The 19,988-nt window shown below is 44.8% G+C and carries 17 protein-coding genes and 1 pseudogene; 1 reads left to right on the top strand and 17 read right to left on the bottom strand.

What is annotated here, in order from left to right; all coding sequences use genetic code 11:
• Window positions 1–33 precede the first annotated feature (33 nt).
• The 14 genes and pseudogenes from HC752_RS00215 to rumA form a co-directional block, all read right to left on the bottom strand.
• Complete coding sequence (locus HC752_RS00215; RefSeq protein ID WP_190333082.1) at window positions 34–555, bottom strand: hypothetical protein; 522 nt, start codon at window positions 553–555, stop codon at window positions 34–36.
• Between the two features lie 191 nt (window positions 556–746).
• On the bottom strand, window positions 747–1,733 hold the full coding sequence (rpoS, locus tag HC752_RS00210) for an RNA polymerase sigma factor RpoS (protein WP_190333081.1): 987 nt from the start codon (window positions 1,731–1,733) through the stop codon (window positions 747–749).
• A gap of 59 nt (window positions 1,734–1,792) precedes the next feature.
• A complete protein-coding gene (locus tag HC752_RS00205) occupies window positions 1,793–2,716 on the bottom strand; it encodes a peptidoglycan DD-metalloendopeptidase family protein (RefSeq protein WP_190333080.1) in 924 nt (307 codons plus the stop codon).
• A gap of 10 nt (window positions 2,717–2,726) precedes the next feature.
• Complete coding sequence (locus HC752_RS00200; RefSeq protein ID WP_190333079.1) at window positions 2,727–3,353, bottom strand: protein-L-isoaspartate(D-aspartate) O-methyltransferase; 627 nt, start codon at window positions 3,351–3,353, stop codon at window positions 2,727–2,729.
• Entirely contained in the window at window positions 3,354–4,100 is a 747-nt protein-coding gene (surE, locus tag HC752_RS00195) for a 5'/3'-nucleotidase SurE (RefSeq protein ID WP_190333078.1), read from the bottom strand.
• Window positions 4,101–4,136: 36 nt separating this feature from the next.
• The gene (gene truD, locus HC752_RS00190) at window positions 4,137–5,189 is read right to left on the bottom strand and encodes a tRNA pseudouridine(13) synthase TruD (protein ID WP_190333077.1); all 1,053 of its coding nucleotides are present in this window, start codon (window positions 5,187–5,189) and stop codon (window positions 4,137–4,139) included.
• Window positions 5,190–5,192: 3 nt separating this feature from the next.
• Window positions 5,193–5,669, bottom strand: coding sequence for a 2-C-methyl-D-erythritol 2,4-cyclodiphosphate synthase (gene ispF / locus HC752_RS00185; RefSeq protein ID WP_190333076.1), 477 nt, complete (start codon window positions 5,667–5,669; stop codon window positions 5,193–5,195).
• Window positions 5,670–5,679: 10 nt separating this feature from the next.
• Window positions 5,680–6,393, bottom strand: a complete 714-nt coding sequence (gene ispD, locus HC752_RS00180) for a 2-C-methyl-D-erythritol 4-phosphate cytidylyltransferase (RefSeq protein ID WP_190333075.1) — start codon at window positions 6,391–6,393, stop codon at window positions 5,680–5,682.
• 12 nt (window positions 6,394–6,405) lie between these two features.
• Complete coding sequence (ftsB, locus tag HC752_RS00175; RefSeq protein ID WP_190333074.1) at window positions 6,406–6,693, bottom strand: cell division protein FtsB; 288 nt, start codon at window positions 6,691–6,693, stop codon at window positions 6,406–6,408.
• 151 nt (window positions 6,694–6,844) lie between these two features.
• A complete protein-coding gene (eno, locus tag HC752_RS00170) occupies window positions 6,845–8,146 on the bottom strand; it encodes a phosphopyruvate hydratase (RefSeq protein WP_190333073.1) in 1,302 nt (433 codons plus the stop codon).
• 77 nt (window positions 8,147–8,223) lie between these two features.
• Window positions 8,224–9,864 carry a CTP synthase gene (locus tag HC752_RS00165; RefSeq protein WP_190333072.1) on the bottom strand — a complete coding sequence of 547 codons (1,641 nt, stop codon included), beginning with the start codon at window positions 9,862–9,864 and terminating at the stop codon, window positions 8,224–8,226.
• A gap of 215 nt (window positions 9,865–10,079) precedes the next feature.
• Window positions 10,080–10,886 (bottom strand): nucleoside triphosphate pyrophosphohydrolase, encoded by an 807-nt coding sequence (mazG, locus tag HC752_RS00160; protein WP_190333071.1) that lies wholly within the window; start codon window positions 10,884–10,886, stop codon window positions 10,080–10,082.
• Window positions 10,887–11,010: 124 nt separating this feature from the next.
• A complete protein-coding gene (gene relA, locus HC752_RS00155) occupies window positions 11,011–13,230 on the bottom strand; it encodes a GTP diphosphokinase (protein ID WP_190333070.1) in 2,220 nt (739 codons plus the stop codon).
• Window positions 13,231–13,358: 128 nt separating this feature from the next.
• Window positions 13,359–13,546: pseudogene (gene rumA, locus HC752_RS00150) on the bottom strand (23S rRNA (uracil(1939)-C(5))-methyltransferase RlmD); the annotation flags it as partial.
• A gap of 326 nt (window positions 13,547–13,872) precedes the next feature.
• Between rumA and barA the strand changes: the two are divergent.
• Window positions 13,873–16,656: a two-component sensor histidine kinase BarA gene (gene barA, locus HC752_RS00145; protein WP_190333069.1), complete on the top strand. Its 2,784-nt coding sequence runs from the start codon at window positions 13,873–13,875 to the stop codon at window positions 16,654–16,656.
• Between the two features lie 66 nt (window positions 16,657–16,722).
• Here the strand turns inward: barA and HC752_RS00140 are convergent, their stop codons facing one another.
• From HC752_RS00140 to HC752_RS00130, 3 genes are read right to left on the bottom strand one after another with little or no spacing between them, the layout of a single operon-like run.
• Complete coding sequence (locus HC752_RS00140) at window positions 16,723–18,324, bottom strand: sensor domain-containing diguanylate cyclase (protein ID WP_190333068.1); 1,602 nt, start codon at window positions 18,322–18,324, stop codon at window positions 16,723–16,725.
• Window positions 18,314–18,727: a hypothetical protein gene (locus HC752_RS00135; protein WP_190333067.1), complete on the bottom strand. Its 414-nt coding sequence runs from the start codon at window positions 18,725–18,727 to the stop codon at window positions 18,314–18,316. Before HC752_RS00135 ends, HC752_RS00140 begins: the two co-directional genes overlap by 11 nt.
• An 8-nt stretch (window positions 18,728–18,735) precedes the next feature.
• Entirely contained in the window at window positions 18,736–19,986 is a 1,251-nt protein-coding gene (locus HC752_RS00130; protein ID WP_190333066.1) for a hypothetical protein, read from the bottom strand.
• Window positions 19,987–19,988: the final 2 nt, after the last annotated feature.

Genomic DNA, 19,988 nt, shown 5'->3' with positions numbered 1-19,988 from the left:
GAGAATGTTCTCACCCTTCTTGTTTAATATCCATTACTCGAAAGCAAGATTGACCTTATTCGTAACCCCTCTCTCGATATCAACATACCCGGTTGCAGCAAGCTTATTTCCAGCAAAAGCCTCAGCCTTTACGTAGTAGCGTCCGCTATTGACGACTGCTAAAGCACTCATACTATGGAAAGTCACGGGTTTATCCACAATGAAACCCTCAACTGTAATTGGGAATAGGTACATTTTCGCACTCAATTCCCCACCACTGTCTAAGTGAATAGACTGACCAATCTTTACTTCCGTCAACCCTTTCGGGTTCTTAGCTTTAGATAACGTTACCTTGCCAAACTCTGGTGAATGAGTCGTCGGATCTGTTATGTAGAATTTTGTTTTTTTCGTTGAGCGAGTTTCCGTAACAGCGTTATCTGTTGAAGAAGATGAACTTCCAAACACCGCATCAATCGTTGAATTACTGATATCTTTAACAATTTGAGACTGCTGAGAAGAAGAACATCCTGTTAAAACTAAAGCCGATACAATGGTCGGTAGAATGAGGCGATTCATTGAAATCCTTTGTCTGTTTTTTATTAATATTACGAAATATTTTGCTCAAAAATAACTCCAAGATCAAACATACATGTAATAAATGCATTAAGAGTGTTAACAAATAAGGCTACTGAGATCCCAAAAGTGACAATTTCAAGGATAAATAAAAAGAGCTGCCGTTTGGCAGCTCTCCCTTTGAATTCCAATATCTAGTCGTTTTCGACATTAAATAACGATTCCATGTTCAAACCTTGCTTCACTAAAATCTCTCTTAAGCGGCGAAGTCCTTCAACTTGGATCTGACGTACACGTTCTCGTGTCAAATTGATTTCTCGACCGACCTCTTCCAAGGTTGATGGCTCATAACCAAGAAGACCAAAGCGTCGTGCAAGCACTTCTTTCTGCTTAGGGTTGAGATCATCAAGCCAGTCAATTAAAGAATGCTTTATATCGTCATCCTGAGTGCATACTTCAGGATCAGAATTATTGACGTCTGGAATGATATCAAGCAGTGCTTTTTCACTTTCACCACCAATTGGGGTATCGACTGAACTGACTCTTTCGTTAAGACGAAGCATTTTACTCACGTCTTCAACAGGCTTATCCAGTTTTTGTGCGATTTCTTCCGCCGTTGGTTCATGATCAAGCTTCTGAGAAAGCTCTCGAGCTGTTCTAAGATAAATATTCAGCTCTTTTACTACATGAATTGGCAATCGAATGGTTCTCGTTTGATTCATCAACGCCCGTTCAATGGTTTGACGGATCCACCACGTTGCGTAAGTTGAGAATCGGAAGCCTCTCTCTGGATCAAATTTTTCTACCGCACGGATTAAGCCCAAGTTGCCTTCTTCGATAAGATCGAGCAATGCAAGACCTCGATTGCCGTAACGGCGTGAAATTTTCACAACTAATCGCAAATTGCTTTCAATCATTCGCTTGCGGGCAGCTTCATCTCCGCGAAGCGCACGACGCGCATACAGAACTTCTTCTTCGGCTGTGAGCAGCGGAGAAAATCCAATTTCTCCTAGGTAAAGTTGAGTGGCATCTAAGCTTTTCGAGGTAACTTCAAAGTCTTCTTTTGGCTCAGATTGTCTTTCAGGTGTCAGAGTTGCTGCTTCTGCGGTAGGTTGATCTATTGCAACCGCTTCTACGTCAAACTCTTCTTCGACTTTCGTTACTGCATTGCTGATACTCATAGTGCCTCCCCCTGGCGAGTTCGCAAGACATTACTACTATCAATGTCGTTGAATTGTAACTAGGGTAAGTAGCGCTTAGGATTCACTGACTTTCCCTGATAGCGAATTTCGAAGTGTAAACGAACACTGTTGGTGCCAGATGAACCCATTGTTGCGATTTTCTGACCAGCTTTTACACTTTGTCCTTCTTTTACTAGCAAGCGTTCATTATGGGCGTAAGCACTGAGGTAATTGTCATTATGTTTGACGATGACAAGATTGCCATATCCGCGCAGTGCATTACCAGAGTAAACGACTATTCCTTCCGCAGTGGAGACGATGGATTGACCTCGCTGTCCCGCAATGTCTATCCCTTTATTACCCTGTTCCCCTGTGGAAAAACCTTTTGTGATTCGACCTTTGGTAGGCCATAACCACTTAGAAATATTAGTATTATTCTTTTTTATTGTTTTAACAGGGCTGTTAACAACCTGTTTACTTTTGTTCTCAACATACTCCTTTGATCTTGATTGATCAAGCTTCTTTGGTGAATCTTTTTTAACGGATACCTTTTCTTTCTTTTCTGGCTCAATCGCTTTAGATTTAGGTACACTTGCAGCCGATATTGTTGCCGCTCCAGCGGTGGTCGCTGTCGCTGTTACAGCAGAGGCTATTTTTACTGTGTCAGAACCCGTTCCAGCCAAATCTGGTGCGACATAAACAGGTTGCCATAATCGAATTTTTTGACCGGGGTGAATGGTGTAAGGGGGGGAAAGTCTATTGTATTTAATGAGTTGATTAACATCTTTGCCCGTCACATAAGCAATAAAATATAGGGTGTCACCTTGTTCAACTTCGTAATAGCTGCCTCGATAGCTACCACGCTCTACTTGCTCATAACTCTTCCCTAAGCTAGACACGGGGGCAGGGCTGTGCGCAGCACACCCTACCAGCGTAGTAGCGAGAATGATTTGAAGAAACGAAGCTGCTTTTTTTAGTGACACTCAATTCCCTTTAAGCCAAGTCACCCGAAACCAATGGTACAAATCTAACCATTTCAATGACCTCAGTAATGATTTCATCGTTAACTTTTTGTACTTTGATCAAGGTTTGTTCAGCTTCGCCGACAGGGATCACCAAGATCCCCCCTTCGTTTAACTGATCCATTAATGCGGTAGGCACTTCACTGGCTGCCGCTGTGACAATAATGGCATCAAATGGGGCTTTTGCTGCCCAACCTTTCCAACCGTCGCCATGCTTGGTTGAAACATTATAAATATCCAGCTGCTTCAACCTACGCTTCGCGTCCCATTGCAACGATTTGATACGTTCAATTGAGTAAACATGATCCACCAATTGGGCTAATACCGCGGTTTGATAACCCGATCCTGTGCCGACCTCAAGTACCCGACTATCGGTTCGAAGATTTAGGAGCTCCGTCATTTTTGCCACAATGTAAGGCTGAGATATTGTCTGCCCCGCCCCAATTGGCAACGCATTGTTATCGTATGCCTGATGCATCATCGCTTGTGAAACAAAAGACTCTCTTGGCAATCGTCGAATGGCATCCAATACGTTAACATCTTGGATACCCATTCCCTGCAAAAATTCAATTAATTTATTGGCTTGCGGATGACTCATCTACCTATTCCCTTTTAACCAACGCTCCATGCTTGGTAAAGATTCATGCGCCGTCAAGTCAACTTGAAGCGGCGTTATCGATACCAATCTGTTTGAAATGGCATGGAAATCGGTTCCTTCCCCTGCGTCTTGCTCTTTTCCAGGAGGACCTAACCAATATATTGTATGTCCTCTCGGATCGTTCTGCTTAATCATGTCCTCGGCATGATGGCGAGCCCCAAGCCTTGTCACTTTGAAAGGTTCAAGAGCATGAATCGGAATATCTGGCACGTTCACATTAATCAGTCGATTGGTTGGAATAGGATGATTAAGATGCTGTTCAACCAACTGCTTTGCGACATGTGCGGCGGTTTCAAAATGATGCTTGCCCGCCAAAGAGATTGCGATCGACTGAACCCCAAGAAAGTGACCTTCCATCGCGGCTGCGACAGTCCCCGAATAGAGAACATCATCCCCTAAATTGGCACCATGGTTAATCCCAGAAACAACCAGGTCAGGCTTATCTGCTTTCAACAATTCATTCAGTGCAAAATGCACACAGTCTGTTGGTGTTCCTTGCACTGAATACACATTTTCTTCTAGCCCAATAACCCGCAGGGGCGTTTCAAGAGTGAGGGAGTTGGATGCACCGGAACGATTCCGATCCGGAGCGACAAGAATCACTTCAGCAATCTCTGATAATGCGCGCTTTAGTTCATGTATGCCTTGAGCATGAACCCCATCATCATTGCTCAATAATATTTTCATCTAAATCTCTACCCAATATCGATAAGGGTTAATATGCTACGAAGGTGAGAATTCACGCTCTTCTTCCTCAGCATTCACCAATTCACGCATAATAGAAGTAGCAAAACATCCGGAAGGTAACCAGAATTTGAGTGCGATCTCATTATCCTGCACTTCCCATAACAAATCTTTAGGGAAAAGCTGCACAGCTCGACGTTCATGTCGCATTCTGTTGCCACGAATGAGCGCCATCAAATCAGGCTCGGCATCCAAACAGGGCTGCTCTAAATCCCATGCGACATCGGTGGTCGGCAACGCGTTATCCCCCGCCATCGCAGCAGTTATCTCAGCTTCCCCGTTAGAAACAAGTTGCTCGCAGTCTGCAAGGTTAGCGTCTGTCACTTTGAAGACACCTTCGGCATTCAGAAGGATGTCACCGACCAGTGGGGATTGCCACACGCCGGACTCTATTCGCTTAGAAAGAATGTGATTGAAAATCCAAGAACGTGCACTAGAAAGATACAGGCTCCGTTTGTTTTGATTGCGAGTGCGCACATTTTCGCGCCCCCAACGTCGGGCTTCTTCTACATTGTTTCCATCACGTCCAAAACGCTGCGCCCCAAAATAATTTGGTACGCCGAGTTTAGCAACACTTTCCAAACGCGATACGACACTCGGAATATCCGTTACTTGTGTTAGCGTAATATCAAAAAAATTACCCTTCAAATCTCCCGGTCTTAATTTTTTATGGTGACGGGTGATGTCGAGAATCTCGATGCTGGGGTATTGTGCTAGAAAGGACGAAAAGTCTGGCGTATCGCCTTTAGGTAAGTGGACACTCAACCATTGCTCTGTCACAGCATGTCTGTCCTTTAAACCTGCCCAACTGACGTCTTTTGATTTCACGCCACACGCTTTCGCCAATTCATTGGCAACAAAACTGGTGTTTTCACCCGTTTTTCGAATGCGCAACATTAAGTGCTCACCAGCACCTGTAAATGAAAAGCCCAAGTCTTCTTTCACAACAAAATGTTGTGGCTTTGCTTTTAGTTTAGCCTCAGCTTGAGGCTTTCCATTCGAATACGCAAATGGGACGAGAATGTCGTTCATAATTTACTTCTTGATGATTAAAGCTACGACTTCTGTCGCAATGCCTTCTTTTCTGCCAGTAAAACCAAGACGTTCAGACGTCGTCGCTTTCACATTAACGTTGCCAATGTCGGTTTCGAGATCTTCAGCTATGGATTTGCACATGGCGTGAATATAAGGTGCCATTTTGGGTGCTTGAGCGATGATAGTGACGTCGACATTGCCAACTACGTAGCCTTTTTCTTTGACGAGGCGATACACGTCTCGCAACAATGCACGGCTATCTGCGCCTTTCCATTTGTCGTCGGTATCAGGAAAATGACGACCAATATCACCTTCGGCGATAGCGCCTAGAAGAGCATCGGATAAGGCGTGAAGGGCGACATCACCATCAGAGTGAGCAACCAGACCCAATTCGTAAGGCACCTTGACTCCGCCAATGATAACGGGTCCTTCACCACCAAATTTATGCACGTCAAAACCGTGCCCAATTCGAATCATTTTCTATTCCTTAATCATTCCGGCTCAGATAGAACTCAGCGAGTGCCAAATCTTCTGGTTGAGTAATCTTAATGTTATCAGCACGCCCCGACACCAATAGTGGCAGATAACCACATCGCTCCATGGCCGAGGCCTCATCTGTTATAAGCACGCCTTCTTCAAGCGCATCTTTAAGAACCTCTTTTAGCCTCTTACAACGGAACATTTGCGGCGTAAGTGCATGCCACAAGTTTTCACGCTCCACTGTGCTTTGAATTTGTTGGCTGGAATCGCTACGTTTCATGGTGTCTTTGACAGGCACAGCCAAAATGCCGCCAACCGCATGTTCTTTGCACGCCAAAATAAGCTTATCAATGTCTTCAAGTGTGATACAGGGCCGAGCAGCATCATGCACGAGAACCCACTCGATATGCTCAAAGTGAGTATGGATATGGTTCAACCCTGAAAGCACCGAATCCGCTCTCTCTACTCCACCCACTACTCGCGTTATTTTGGGGTGATCGGCAATAGCAAGTTCAGAAAAATATTCATCACCTTCACTCACTGCAATCACGATATGATCGATCTGCGGATGGGAAAGAAGAAGGCGGACTGTGTGCTCTAATATGGTTTGATCACCAATGGTGAGATATTGTTTGGGGCAGTTCGCTTGCATACGGCGACCAACACCTGCCGCTGGAACGATGGCTATCACACCATCTGCGTGAGAATCTGTTGTTGTCATTGCTTTATCTGATTATCTGGAACTGCTTTCTTCACCAATAATACGGAAAAAAGTTTCGTCATTTTTAATTAACCCTAGCTCATTTCGAGCTCGCTCTTCGATGGCATCCAATCCTTGGCGCAGATCATCAATTTCCGCGAACATTTCTTGGTTACGTTGACGCAACTTCTCATTCACATCCTCTTGAATGGCAATGTCTCTTTGAGTCGCCACTAGATCAAGCTCACCATTCTTACTGAACCAAACAGTATACTGCAAAGCAATCAGTAGCCCGACTAAAGCTATAGCAAACAATCGCATGATATCATCCAAGAAAAAAACGTAGGGGCATATATACCATATTCAGGCGGTTAGAGCGAAGAGAACGGAAGAGGTTTGGTCAGCCAGAAACAAAAATGCCTCGCACATGCGAGGCATTTTTTAAAGCATGAAAGCTAAGCTCAACGAAGAATTAAGCTTGACCTTTTACTTCTTTAAGACCGTTATAAGGTGCTTTTTCACCTAGCGCTTCTTCGATACGGATTAGCTGGTTGTACTTAGCAACACGGTCAGAACGGCTCATAGAACCTGTCTTAATTTGACCTGCAGCAGTACCTACCGCTAGATCAGCGATAGTTGCATCTTCAGTTTCGCCAGAACGGTGAGAGATTACAGCTGTGTAACCTGCGTCTTTAGCCATCTTGATTGCAGCTAGAGTCTCAGTTAGAGAACCGATTTGGTTGAACTTGATAAGGATAGAGTTAGCTACGCCTTTCTCGATACCTTCAGCAAGGATCTTCGTGTTCGTAACGAATAGATCGTCACCTACTAGTTGAAGCTTATCACCTAGCAGTTCAGTTTGGTGCTTAAAGCCAGCCCAATCAGACTCGTCTAGACCGTCTTCGATAGAAACGATTGGGAATTGGTTAGCTAGCTCAGCTAGGTAGTGGTTGAACTCTTCAGAAGTAAACGTTTTACCTTCGCCTTTCATGTTGTAGATGCCAGCTTCTTTGTCGAAGAACTCAGATGCTGCACAGTCCATTGCTAGCGTGACGTCTTTACCTAGTTCGTAACCAGCCGCTGCAACCGCTTCTGCGATAACTTCTAGTGCTTCTGCGTTAGATTTCAGGTTTGGAGCGAAACCACCTTCGTCACCCACTGCAGTGCTGTAGCCTTTAGACTTAAGAACTTTAGCTAGGTTGTGGAATACTTCAGCACCGATACGTAGACCTTCTTTAAGAGTCTTAGCGCCAACTGGCTGGATCATGAACTCTTGGATATCAACGTTGTTGTCTGCGTGCTCACCACCGTTGATGATGTTCATCATTGGTAGAGGCATAGAGAATTGACCAGGAGTGCCATTTAGCTCAGCAATATGCTCAAACAAAGGCATGCCTTTCGCTGCTGCTGCTGCTTTAGCATTCGCTAGAGAAACCGCTAGGATAGCGTTAGCACCGAACTGAGATTTGTTCTCTGTTCCGTCTAGGTCGATCATAATGCCATCAACGTCAGCTTGAGCTTTCGCGTCTTTGCCCACTAGAGCTTCAGCGATTGGGCCGTTTACAGCCTCAACGGCTTTAAGAACACCTTTACCTAGGAAACGGGCTTTGTCACCGTCACGTAGCTCAAGAGCTTCGCGAGAACCAGTAGATGCGCCTGATGGAGCAGCCGCCATACCTACGAAACCGCCTTCTAGGTGTACTTCAGCTTCTACAGTTGGGTTACCACGTGAGTCGATGATTTCACGACCTAGAACTTTAACGATCTTAGACATTAATGTTTCCTCTCGTTCAAATATAAATGTCAAATTTAAAGGGCAGCCGCATTGTGTTCGCGACTGCCCGTATCCTTTTACTTCTCTAATTCATCACGCTGGAATTCACCAGCCGCTTTCACGAAACCCGCAAATAGTGGGTGACCATCGCGAGGTGTTGAAGTGAACTCTGGGTGGAATTGAGCCGCTACAAACCATGGGTGAGCTGGGTTCTCAATCACTTCGACCAGTTTTTTGTCTGCTGACAAACCAGATACTTTTAGACCTGCTTTTTCAATTTGTGGGCGAAGATTGTTGTTCACTTCATAACGGTGACGATGACGCTCATGAATCGTTGCGCTACCGTACATTTCACGTGCTTTTGTCCCTTTCGCTAAATGACAAAGCTGTGAGCCAAGACGCATAGTACCACCAAGATCTGAAGTTTCGGTACGTTCTTCAACTTTACCTTCACCGTCAACCCATTCTGTGATCAAACCGACCACAGGGTACTGTGTTTCTTTGTTAAATTCGGTTGAATGTGCACCTTCCATACCCACGACATTACGTGCGTATTCGATCAATGCGACTTGCATACCTAAGCAAATACCTAGGTAAGGCACGTTGTTTTCACGTGCATACTGCGCTGCACGGATTTTTCCTTCGATACCACGATCGCCAAATCCGCCAGGAACCAAAATAGCATCTAATCCTACAAGGGCTTCTTCACCTTTGGATTCAACGTCTTGAGAATCTATGTATTTAATTTTCACGCTTAGACGGTTTTTAAGACCCGCGTGTTTCAACGCTTCGTTAACCGATTTGTAGGCATCTGGAAGTTCGATGTACTTGCCCACCATGCCGATAACGACTTCCGCTGTTGGGTTCGCTTCTTCGTAGATCACCTGCTCCCATTCCGACAGATCGGCCTCTGGTGCATCGATACCAAAACGAGCACATACAAGATCATCAAGACCTTGGGCTTTGATTAACTGAGGGATTTTGTAGATAGAATCTACGTCTTTCATTGAGATAACGGCTTTTTCTGGCACATTACAGAAAAGGGCGATCTTTTTACGCTCGTTTGCGGGGATCATACGATCGCTACGGCAAACCAGAATGTCTGGCTGGATACCGATGGATAGCAGCTCTTTCACAGAGTGCTGAGTCGGTTTGGTTTTCACTTCGCCAGCGGCTGCAAGGTAAGGAACAAGAGTCAGGTGCATAAACATCGCGCGCTCTCGACCCAGCTCAACGGCTAGTTGACGAATGGCTTCCATAAATGGTAGCGACTCAATATCACCTACTGTGCCACCCACTTCAACGATAGCCACATCGTGACCTTCAGAACCAGCAATGACGCGGTCTTTGATTGCGTTGGTGATGTGAGGGATAACCTGAATAGTGGCTCCCAAGTAATCGCCGCGACGTTCTTTACGTAGAACGTCTGCATAAACACGACCTGCAGTAAAGTTGTTACGCTTGGTCATCTTGGTGCGAATAAAACGCTCATAATGACCAAGGTCTAGGTCTGTCTCTGCGCCATCTTCCGTGACGAACACTTCACCATGCTGAGTAGGGCTCATTGTGCCTGGATCAACGTTGATGTAAGGGTCAAGCTTCATCATAGTCACTTTAAGACCACGAGCTTCAAGAATAGCGGCTAAAGAAGCTGCTGCAATACCTTTACCTAGAGAGGATACAACCCCACCAGTAACAAAAATGTAATTTGTCGTCATGTTTAACCTGAAATTGGTTGAATGAGGGAAATGGAATTCTTCTGGACGGGATGCAAATATACCAGAAGGCCGTTACCGCCACAACGTGAAACTTATCACACTCAATATTTTTATTTTTTGCTTCAAATCAAATCAGCAAACTTCAATACGTTAGATAACTTTACGTGCTACTGCAAAAGAAATTCACACTTTTTAGCATTGGTAGAACCAGTGAATCACTGGCTTTTTCTTTTTTCATCCACTTTGACTTGATCCCAAAGTGTGTCCAGCTCTTCAAGAGTGCATTGCCCTAACGCCTTGCCTTTCACTCGAATTTTCTCTTCCACTAACCTGAAACGGCGCTCGAATTTGATGTTGGCTTTACTGAGTGCCGACTCAGGATTGACGTTTAAATGTCGAGAAAAATTCACCACAGCAAAAAGTAAATCACCCAGCTCTTCTTCCACTAAATCTTGATTGGGTGTGACTTGCTGCACCTCTTCCATAACTTCATTTATTTCTTCTTGCACCTTATCCACCACGGGACCTAAGGTCTTCCAGTCAAACCCATATTGGGCGCACTTTTTCTGAATCTTATTTGTACGAGACATGGCTGGCAAAGAGAGAGGAACCGCATCTAGAATGCTCGCCTCAGAAATGCCTTTCTCGACCTTTTCTTTGGCTTTCTCTTGCTCCCAATTCGCATTGATTTCAGCGTCGCTGCCAAATTTGACGTCTGAAAAAACATGTGGATGACGTCGAGTCAGTTTTTCATTCATGCCTTCTACGACATCATCAAAGTCGAATAACTCTTTTTCTTTTGCGAGCTGACTGTAGAAAATGACCTGAAACAATAAATCACCCAACTCTTCTTTCAAGTTGATCCAATCACGCTTATGAATGGCGTCCACCACCTCATAGGTTTCTTCAATGGTGTGGGGCACAATGCTGTCGAAGTCTTGTTTTAAATCCCAAGGACAGCCGACTTCTGGGTCTCTAAGCTGCACCATAATTTGCTTAAGCTGTTCAATTGGATGACTCATTTCTCTACCCCTTAAATACACACTTTCTGAATGAGGAAGTCTCTAAACAAAAGAGGTGAGCAGCATAACCACTCACCTTTTCATTAACTTTAACTGCACACTCTCTAAATCATTGACGAGAGTTTTAACCTAAACGTTTCACCGTCATCACATCTTTAATTTGCTCAACACGCTTCGTTATACGCATGAATATGTCCACGTTGGTGACTTCTAAATCGAAATCCATTATCGACATTTGCTTTTTATAATCCGTACGGCTTTTCATGCTCGTTACTTTGATTTTCTCATTCGCAAATAAGGTGGTGATGTCTTTTAATAACCCACCTCGCTCTAACCCTTCGACCCGAACGGTAATGATGTAAGAGCCAACAAAGCCGCTTCCCCAGACGGTATCGATGATCCGCTCTGGTGCGTGATGCCGGAGCTCTTCAAGTTGCTCACAGTCACTTCGATGGACAGAAATCCCACGCCCTTGCGTAATGTAGCCCGAAATTTCATCACCGGGTATTGGCTGACAACAACGTGCCAAGTGCGTCATGAGGTTATCCACCCCTTCGACAACCACTGCGTCCTTTTTCGGACGACTTTGTGCAGGCGCTTTGTTTTCTTTTTCAAGAAGACGCTCTAGCGCTTGTTGGTCTTCCTCTTCTGCGGTGGGTTTATTCACCAATGCATTGATGTGATTGATAATTTGATTGATTCTCAAATCACCACTGCCTATGCCCGCATAGAGCTCATCGGGCGTGTTTACATTGAATCGTTTCAGCGCATATCGGTCGGCATCTTTTAAAGAAGCACCAATTTTCGCTAACTCGTTTTCTAAAATTTCACGCCCTGCCTCAAGGTTTTTCTCTCGGCTTTGCTTACGGAACCATGCGTTAATTTTGGCGCGTGCACGACCAGAATGAACAAAGCCTAGCGATGGGTTCAACCAGTCGCGAGAAGGGTTCGGTTCTTTCGATGTGATGATTTCAACTTGGTCACCCATGGTCAGTTTGTGCGTAAACGGCACAATTCGACCCGCGACCTTGGCTCCAATACAGCGATGTCCAACTTCAGAGTGGATGTGATAAGCAAAATCAAGCGGTGTTGCCCCCATGGGCAAATCGACCACGTCACCGCGTGGAGTAAAGGCGTAGACACGATCATCAAAGACTTGGCTTCGCAGCTCATCCAGCATCTCACCGGAATCGGACATCTCTTCTTGCCAATCCAGCAGTTTACGCAGCCATGTGATTTTCTCATCATAACCCGTACGAACACTCGATGCGCCTTCCTTATATTTCCAGTGCGCCGCAACCCCCAGTTCCGAATCTTCATGCATTTGCTTGGTTCGAATTTGTATTTCGATGGTTTTGCCTTCCGGCCCTAAGATCACCGTATGAATGGATTGGTAACCGTTGGGTTTGGGGTTGGCAACGTAGTCATCAAATTCACTAGGTAAGTGCTTATATTTGGTGTGAACCACCCCTAAAGCGGCATAACAGTCTTGCAGTTTGTCGGCAATAATACGTACTGCTCGGACATCAAAAAGCTCATCAAAAGCCAAGCTCTTTTTCTGCATTTTTCGCCAAATACTGTAGATGTGTTTAGGGCGACCACTGACCTCTGCATTAATGTTGCAGGTCTTCATTTCCTGAGACAGATCCGTCACGAAGTCTTCGATGTATTGCTCTCGAACAATACGTCTTTCTGATAACTGTTTGGCGATCTGCTTGTAGGTTTTTGAGTGCTGATAGCGAAACGCGTAATCTTCAATTTCCCACTTTAGCTGACCAATCCCCAAGCGGTTGGCTAAAGGCGCATATATGTTGGCACATTCTTTCGCTGCGGCTTGACGCACTTCATCAGATTCGTCTTTCACTTCACGTAAATTACAAATCCTCTCAGACAACTTAATAACCACGCATCTGAAATCGTCGACCATTGCTAGCAGCATTCGTCGCACATTATCGACTTGTCCAGACGCTTCCGAGCCATCAAGTGTGACATTTAATTGACCGATTGCCGCCATTTCTTCCACGCCATCGATCAGTTTTAGCGTCTCTTTGCCATACTTTTCAATTAACTCTTCGCGGTCATAAAAGCCGGAGGTGACCACTGGGAATAGTTGAGCAGAAATGAGCGTCGGCGCATCCATAGATAAAGTAATGAGAATTTCAATCATCTCTCGACCACGCCACAATAACAGTTGAGCTTGTGGTCTATCACGGAGAAGTTCTTCACAGTGACGATAAACCGCCAGCAACTTAAGGCTGGTTTTTTCATCTTGTTTTAAACTGGCTACCCAGCTGTCTAATTCAAATTCTTCAGTATTTAAATGTGCACCGCGTACAGCGACCATGTTTCTTTCCTATCTAGCAACAGACATACAGGTAAACCACCTACCGATTCTCCAACAAAATATCCACGCAGCAGGATGTTGCCATGCTTTAGCAGATGTTTGGGTTTATTAACCTAGTATGTGTGAAGTTAATCTTTTTCAAATAGCGCCATGCTTTCTAAATGGCTGATATGAGGAAACATATCAAGCATCCCGATTTTTTAGTTTGTAGCCTTGTTCAGGTATGTAAGCTCTGACTGTTACGTGCAAGCGTAGCAGGATTACAAGAAACATACACGACCACTTTCGCTCCTAATCGAGAAAATTGGACGACAACGGTTGTTATGTCAGGCTTGATATTCAACCTGAACGACGTGTTCCAAGCACGGAAAATCACATCCACCACACGCGACATGATGCTCGGTTTCCACAGGTGATTTTGGGGCGGATAAAAGCATGCCATACTTTCATTGCCTATTTTGCTTCAGTGTTTTCTCATTCAGAGTCACTATTTCCCTCCACAGAGATTGTCGAATTCGGCAGACTTGATTAAGCTAATCGCTTCTTCGTTTATAATGGGTATATAGCCTAGCTACTCTTGCCTGATGTAAAAAGCTTGAGCAAGTTATTTCCATTTCCCCATATCCAGACAGTAATGAGAATATGACACGATACGGCTTAAGAGCACGCGTAATTACCCTCACCTTAGCCCCTACTCTTATTGTCGGTCTATTGCTGAGTGCTTTCTTTACCTCCAATCGCTATAACGACCTTGAGTCTCAGCTGATTTCAACAGGTAAAAGCATTATTGAACCTATCGCCATCGCCAGCGAAATCGGTATGGATCAACGCAGCCGCGAAGCCGTTCGTCGATTAATAAGCTACGCTCATCGAAAAAATTCCAATATCGTTCGAAGTATTGCGGTGTTCACATCTGACCATAATTTGTTTGTTACATCCAACTTCCACCCAGATTTTGAATCGTTAACGTTTCCAAAAGATCAGCCCATACCATTACTCAGCACCATTGATTTAGTCGACACTGACTTAGTTATACGCACCCCCATTCTGGCAGAGGGAAAATACACCGATGCCAATGGTCGTCAAACGGACCTAAATCAAGCACTAGGCTATATCGCGATTGAGCTCGATTTATCTGCCGTTCGATTGCAACAATACCAAGAGATTTTTGCGGCTTTATTGGTGTTATTGCTGGGATTGGGTTTGTCTGCTTTGTTTGCTTACCGCCTAATGCGAGACGTCACCTTACCGATCACCCATATGAAGAATATGGTGGATAGAATTCGACGTGGTCATTTAGATGTGCGAATCGAAGGAAAAATGCATGGTGAGTTGGATGCACTAAAAAACGGCATCAATGCGATGGCGATGTCGTTGTCTGAGTACCATGTTGAAATGCAGCACAGCATTGATCAAGCAACGTCGGATCTACGAGAAACACTCGAACAACTCGAAATCCAAAACGTTGAATTGGATATTGCGAAAAAACGTGCGCAAGAAGCGGCGCGGGTGAAGTCCGAATTCTTAGCCAACATGTCTCACGAACTGAGAACCCCTTTAAATGGGGTGATTGGGTTTACAAGGCAAATGCTGAAAACTCGCTTGTCATCTAGCCAACAAGATTATCTTCAAACGATTGAACGCAGTGCGAACAACCTACTGAGCATCATCAATGACATTCTCGATTTCTCGAAATTGGAGGCTGGGAAACTGGCACTAGAAAACATTCCGTTCGATTTTCAGGAGTGCCTTGAAGAGGTCGCGAGCTTGCAAGCCACCAGCGCACATGAAAAAGGGCTCGAACTCACGCTTAAGATTGATCCTAAAATTCCGGCGGGTGTGGTAGGCGATCCCCTGCGAATTCAGCAGGTACTGACCAACCTTGTGGGTAACTCCATCAAGTTTACAGAGCGCGGCAACATTGATATCAGCGTTGAACTGCGCACATTCAAAGAAGACTTCATTGAGCTGCAATTTATGGTTCGTGATACGGGAATTGGTATTTCTGAGCGTCAACAAGCGCAACTATTCCAAGCGTTCAGTCAGGCTGATGCCAGTATTTCTCGCCGATATGGCGGGACGGGGTTAGGCCTTGTTATTACTCAAAAGTTAGTAGGGCAAATGGGGGGAGAAGTCAGCCTAACAAGTCGGCTGCACCAAGGTTCCACATTCTGGTTTACCTTGCGCTTAGCCGCCAGTGATATGCCTTTAGACAATGATGTAGACACACAAGCACTCAAAAATAAAAACCTGCTCTTGATTGAACCCAATATGCAAGCAGCCTCTGTGATCCAACAGCAATTGATCAACGAAGGGCTGCTGGTGACCTATCGTTCAAGCATGCCAGAGCATATAGAAAATCACGAATTCGTGCTCTTAAACCTGCCACCAAACCAAAAGTGCGATATCGCTTCTGTAGAACAATGGATAGCAAGGGCTCGTGAAATTGCAAATAACGTTATTTTGGGATTGCCCAGCACCGAGTTGGCTTTATCTGAACAGCTGGTGACCGAGCATCATGTACAGTGCATCACGAAACCCCTTTCTAGGCGCAAGTTACTGCAAGCGCTAACGCAATATCATGCCTCCCCAGAACTGACTCTGCCTGTTATTGATTCCGTTGATCACCAGCAAAAACTTCCTCTTAAAATCATGGCAGTGGACGATAACCCAGCCAACCTTAAGCTCATTGCCGCCTTACTAAGAGAACGAGTTGACCACGTTGTGACATGCAGTAATGGTGAACAAGCTGTCGCCGCGGCACAGCAACAAGCGTTTGATATTGTGTTGATGGACATTCAAATGCCAAAAATGGATGGGGTCATGGCGTGTCAAGAAGTGAAGAAAACCAAATTTAACTCCCATACGCCCGTCATTGCCGTCACTGCACATGCTATGGCTGGTGAGCGAGATCGTCTTCTAAAAGCGGGAATGGACGATTATCTCACTAAGCCCATCGAAGAACATATTCTGCAGCAAGTGCTCGTACATTGGAGCCCCCACACTGACGAAAACCAAGTCGATAAATTGGAAATCAGCGAGCAAATTCAGCCCGATGATTCTACAAATGAAAGCAACAATACAGCCATCATTGACTGGAATCTTGCATTGAAACAGGCAGCAAACAAAGAAGACCTCGCTCGCGAGATGCTGCACATGTTGGTGGATTACATCAAAGAAGTGGATCTGTTTGTTGAAAGCGTCATCAATGGTGATAAACAGAACCATGAACAACTGATCCACCATATTCATAAACTCCATGGCAGCTGTTCTTACAGCGGTGTACCAAGGCTCAAGAAAGTATGCGCGGAAATTGAAAAAGCATTAAGATCCGGCTCAGACATTGAAACGGTTGAACCTGAACTATTTGAACTTCAAGATGAAATGGAAAAGGTTCTCGCCAGCGCGCAGCATTACATCCATTAAACTTTGTTCCTGCATGACCCGATTTTGTTCGCTTGACCAAGTATTACGGCATAGCCAAACAAGGAGCTACGCACGACGTAGCTCTGGGCTATAAAATGCGTAACCATTCTTACCGTTTTGTTTCACGTGGTACATTGCCTCATCGGCCTGCTTAAGCAATACCTCGAATTCAATATCAGAAAGACACATATAAGAGACGCCGACACTGCCACCAATATTCACAAAAGCGCGCGACGGCAATTCTATAGGTTGAGAGCAAATATCAACAATCTGTTCGGCAATGCCAGCAAGCACCCCCGGATTCATCTGCTCTAGCGCTAAAATGACCAGTAACTCGTCTCCCCCTAATCGCCCTATCACATCCTGTCGCCCCCTCGCGACTCGCTTTAGTCGTCGAGCAATGGTACAAAGCACTTCATCGCCCGCGGCGTGACCATGTGTGTCATTCACATTTTTAAACCCATCCAAGTCCACCATCATCGTTGCGATGTAAACCGCCTCTTTTTGGCTGATAAGCCGAGCAACAAAACGTTCACAGCCACGACGATTTTTTAACCCTGTAAGGTTATCTTCTAAGGCGAGCAGCATGGTATCTCGTTCTTTTTGCACTCGAACCGTAATGTCGTACATGATGCCTTCGATTATCCACTCACCACTTTCTTCCTCCTTATGGGCAGACAGCAGTAAATGCACCCATTGCTCATTGCCGTATTTTTTATTAATGCGAAGATCACCAGAGGCAACATCACCGCTAGAAATCGTTTGTTCCGACATCTGCCATGCGAATTCTGGGTTTTGGAAGACATGCTCAAAGAACGGCTGAGTTTCTAATAGCGAGGTGAGTTCAAAGCTTTCTTTAATTAAACGACCAAACAGGGTGGGATTACTATGGATCAAATGACCATTCTTATCCAACACAAGGATGCCAACTTGCGTGGTTTCAAATATATGGCGGTAATGGCGCTCCATTCGCTCAATCGTGGCACGTAAATTTCGCTCAGTCTCGATGGCTTGGTGTGAAGCTTCCACAAATCGATTGACGCTTGCAGTGACCAACCCGATTTCATTATCTCTATTTTCATTGTTGTATGGCAGCATATCGTCTCGCCCAGGCTCTACCTTAGATAGATTCTCCGCCAATGCCTTTAATGGTGTTCCTACAACCTTACGAACAGCAAATGCGGTCACGACCAGCAACATCAGTAACTGACTCACTAGCATAACCAGCTGAATAAGCACTTTCTCTTGGGTTACGGAGTCCAAATATTCTTGGTTAACATCAAGGAGTAAATGCCCTATGACTTCATCTTTTACTGGTGAGACTAAAGGGAAACGAGTGACGTTTTTCCATTGTTCACTGCTATCTGATAGCTTAGATAGGCTAAACTCTACGTTATCTATCCCCAGTAGTTTGACACCATTAAATTCGTCATGAAGCAATAAAGAACTCATCACTTCATCAGCAATCTCAGGGTTATCCACATAGAGCGCTATCGATGCAGAATTGGATACGGTGAGCACCAACTTCTCTTCCATGTCCCTCACGTTTAACCTTGCCCTTTCGAAATAAAATAGGGATAGAAAACTGGCCGCTAACACTAAATACATCAGCGAAAATAGGATCACAGTTACCAAAAGCCGGTTAGCAAGTGCTTGTCTATTCATCATGACTAATCGTTAAAATCACTTTTAATTTTGAATGTGTGGGTTTATTTCGAACATACCCGAGTGCAGACTTATCCTTCAGTAAATGCTCAAGCAACTCTTCTTCGGTTTTCATCACCAAAGGGGCACGAACTCGACCAGAAAATTTCAGTTTCGCCCAATGCGCGTTCACTTGGCTCAACGACAAATTACTGATCTCTTTATAAAACACTTCTCTCACGTCACCACTGCGTTCCAGAATTGTGAGCCTACGGTCCTTCATCCCTCGATTTCGACCAAGATACAACCCCGCAACCTGCTCTTCAGTGATGCTTTCGAGGTCACTTTGGGTACCAACCACAATGTACATATCCGCAACTGAATAAGGGCTTACAACCAGCAACAAAATTAATGTTATTAATCTCATGTTACCACCTAGAAGATAAAACTGGCTGAAAGTGAATATACTTGCACCTCAGTATCCGGTTTGGGCTGTGACAATTGTGTCGCCCAAAGCCCGTGCCCTGTATCTTCAATATGTACAAAATCAACCTGTGCCTTAAGACTCACTTGCTCTGTCACATCCCAACGAGCACCAAAAGACCAAGTAGATTGATCGATTAAAGCAGCATTGATTGACGCTATCGCCCCTTGCTGTAATTGCGCTATGTTTGGATAAGGTAAAATGCTCCAATCGTATTGAGCTTCTAGCTTGTCAACTGCGGGGGTGAACCAAGAATGACTCATAAAGGGTGTAACCTCATTAAACCGACGACCAAGGCTGATATACCCTCCTTGACCTTGAGGCAGCATTGCTTTGTCGGCTTTTACTCTTACAAGCTCACTCAGTAGATGCCAAGTACCATCATTGTATTCCACTCCAACTTGACCATATCGAACGATCACGCCTAAAGCATTCATTTTTTGACTATAAGAGTTGGCTTCATCACTAATTGGTCCCAAACCTAAACTGCCAATTTGGTCTAAGTTACGTTTTAGATTGTCTATCGGTGAAGGAAGATCCGAATCAACCCGAAGCTGAGCATAAGAAGCACGAGCTCGCCATAAGTCCCAGTTTGCGACCAAGCTCAATGAAAGCGCACTATTACTATGGAATCGATTGGGTTCAAAGCCCTCGTATAAGTCGGTTGTTGCTTGTGTTAGACCGTACTGAAAAGCAGAAGAAAAGCTGACATCATTTACATAAAATCGATAAGTTAAATCGATTCCATTGATATTTTGCAAGGGGATCCAGCTGTATATCTCTTGTGGTAAGTGCCCCCAGAGATGACCGTAATCGACACGGCGTGTATCTGCGAACCAAAATACGTTGTACCCCACTCGACCAACACGAATGTCTATATCGACTGTTGGGCGATACGCTAAAAATGCGAGCTCTAAACCATCAAGCGCCTCGTTGCCCGCCCTTTCCGCAATCACATATTGGACAGTCGCATCCCAGTCTAAATTGATATTGTAGTTAATCTGAGCACCGATCTTGGAGTCAGGTCGAAACGAACCATCACTCTCGGGATCGGCTTTTTGTGTAAGTTCACGCATGTAGCCAAAGCTGTCACTGGTATCGTAACTGTAGCCAACGTTGCCAAACCCTGAAAAACCCCAGTCTTCTGAAAAAACTGAAAATGAAAACAATGTAAATAGTAAACTGATCCTTGTTAACTTCATAC

The organism is Vibrio sp. S9_S30 (genome assembly GCF_014694455.1).
Classification (GTDB): Bacteria; Pseudomonadota; Gammaproteobacteria; order Enterobacterales; family Vibrionaceae; genus Vibrio.
The sequence above is the reverse complement of the archived record's forward strand: the minus strand, read 5'-3'. Positions and strand labels throughout refer to the sequence as shown.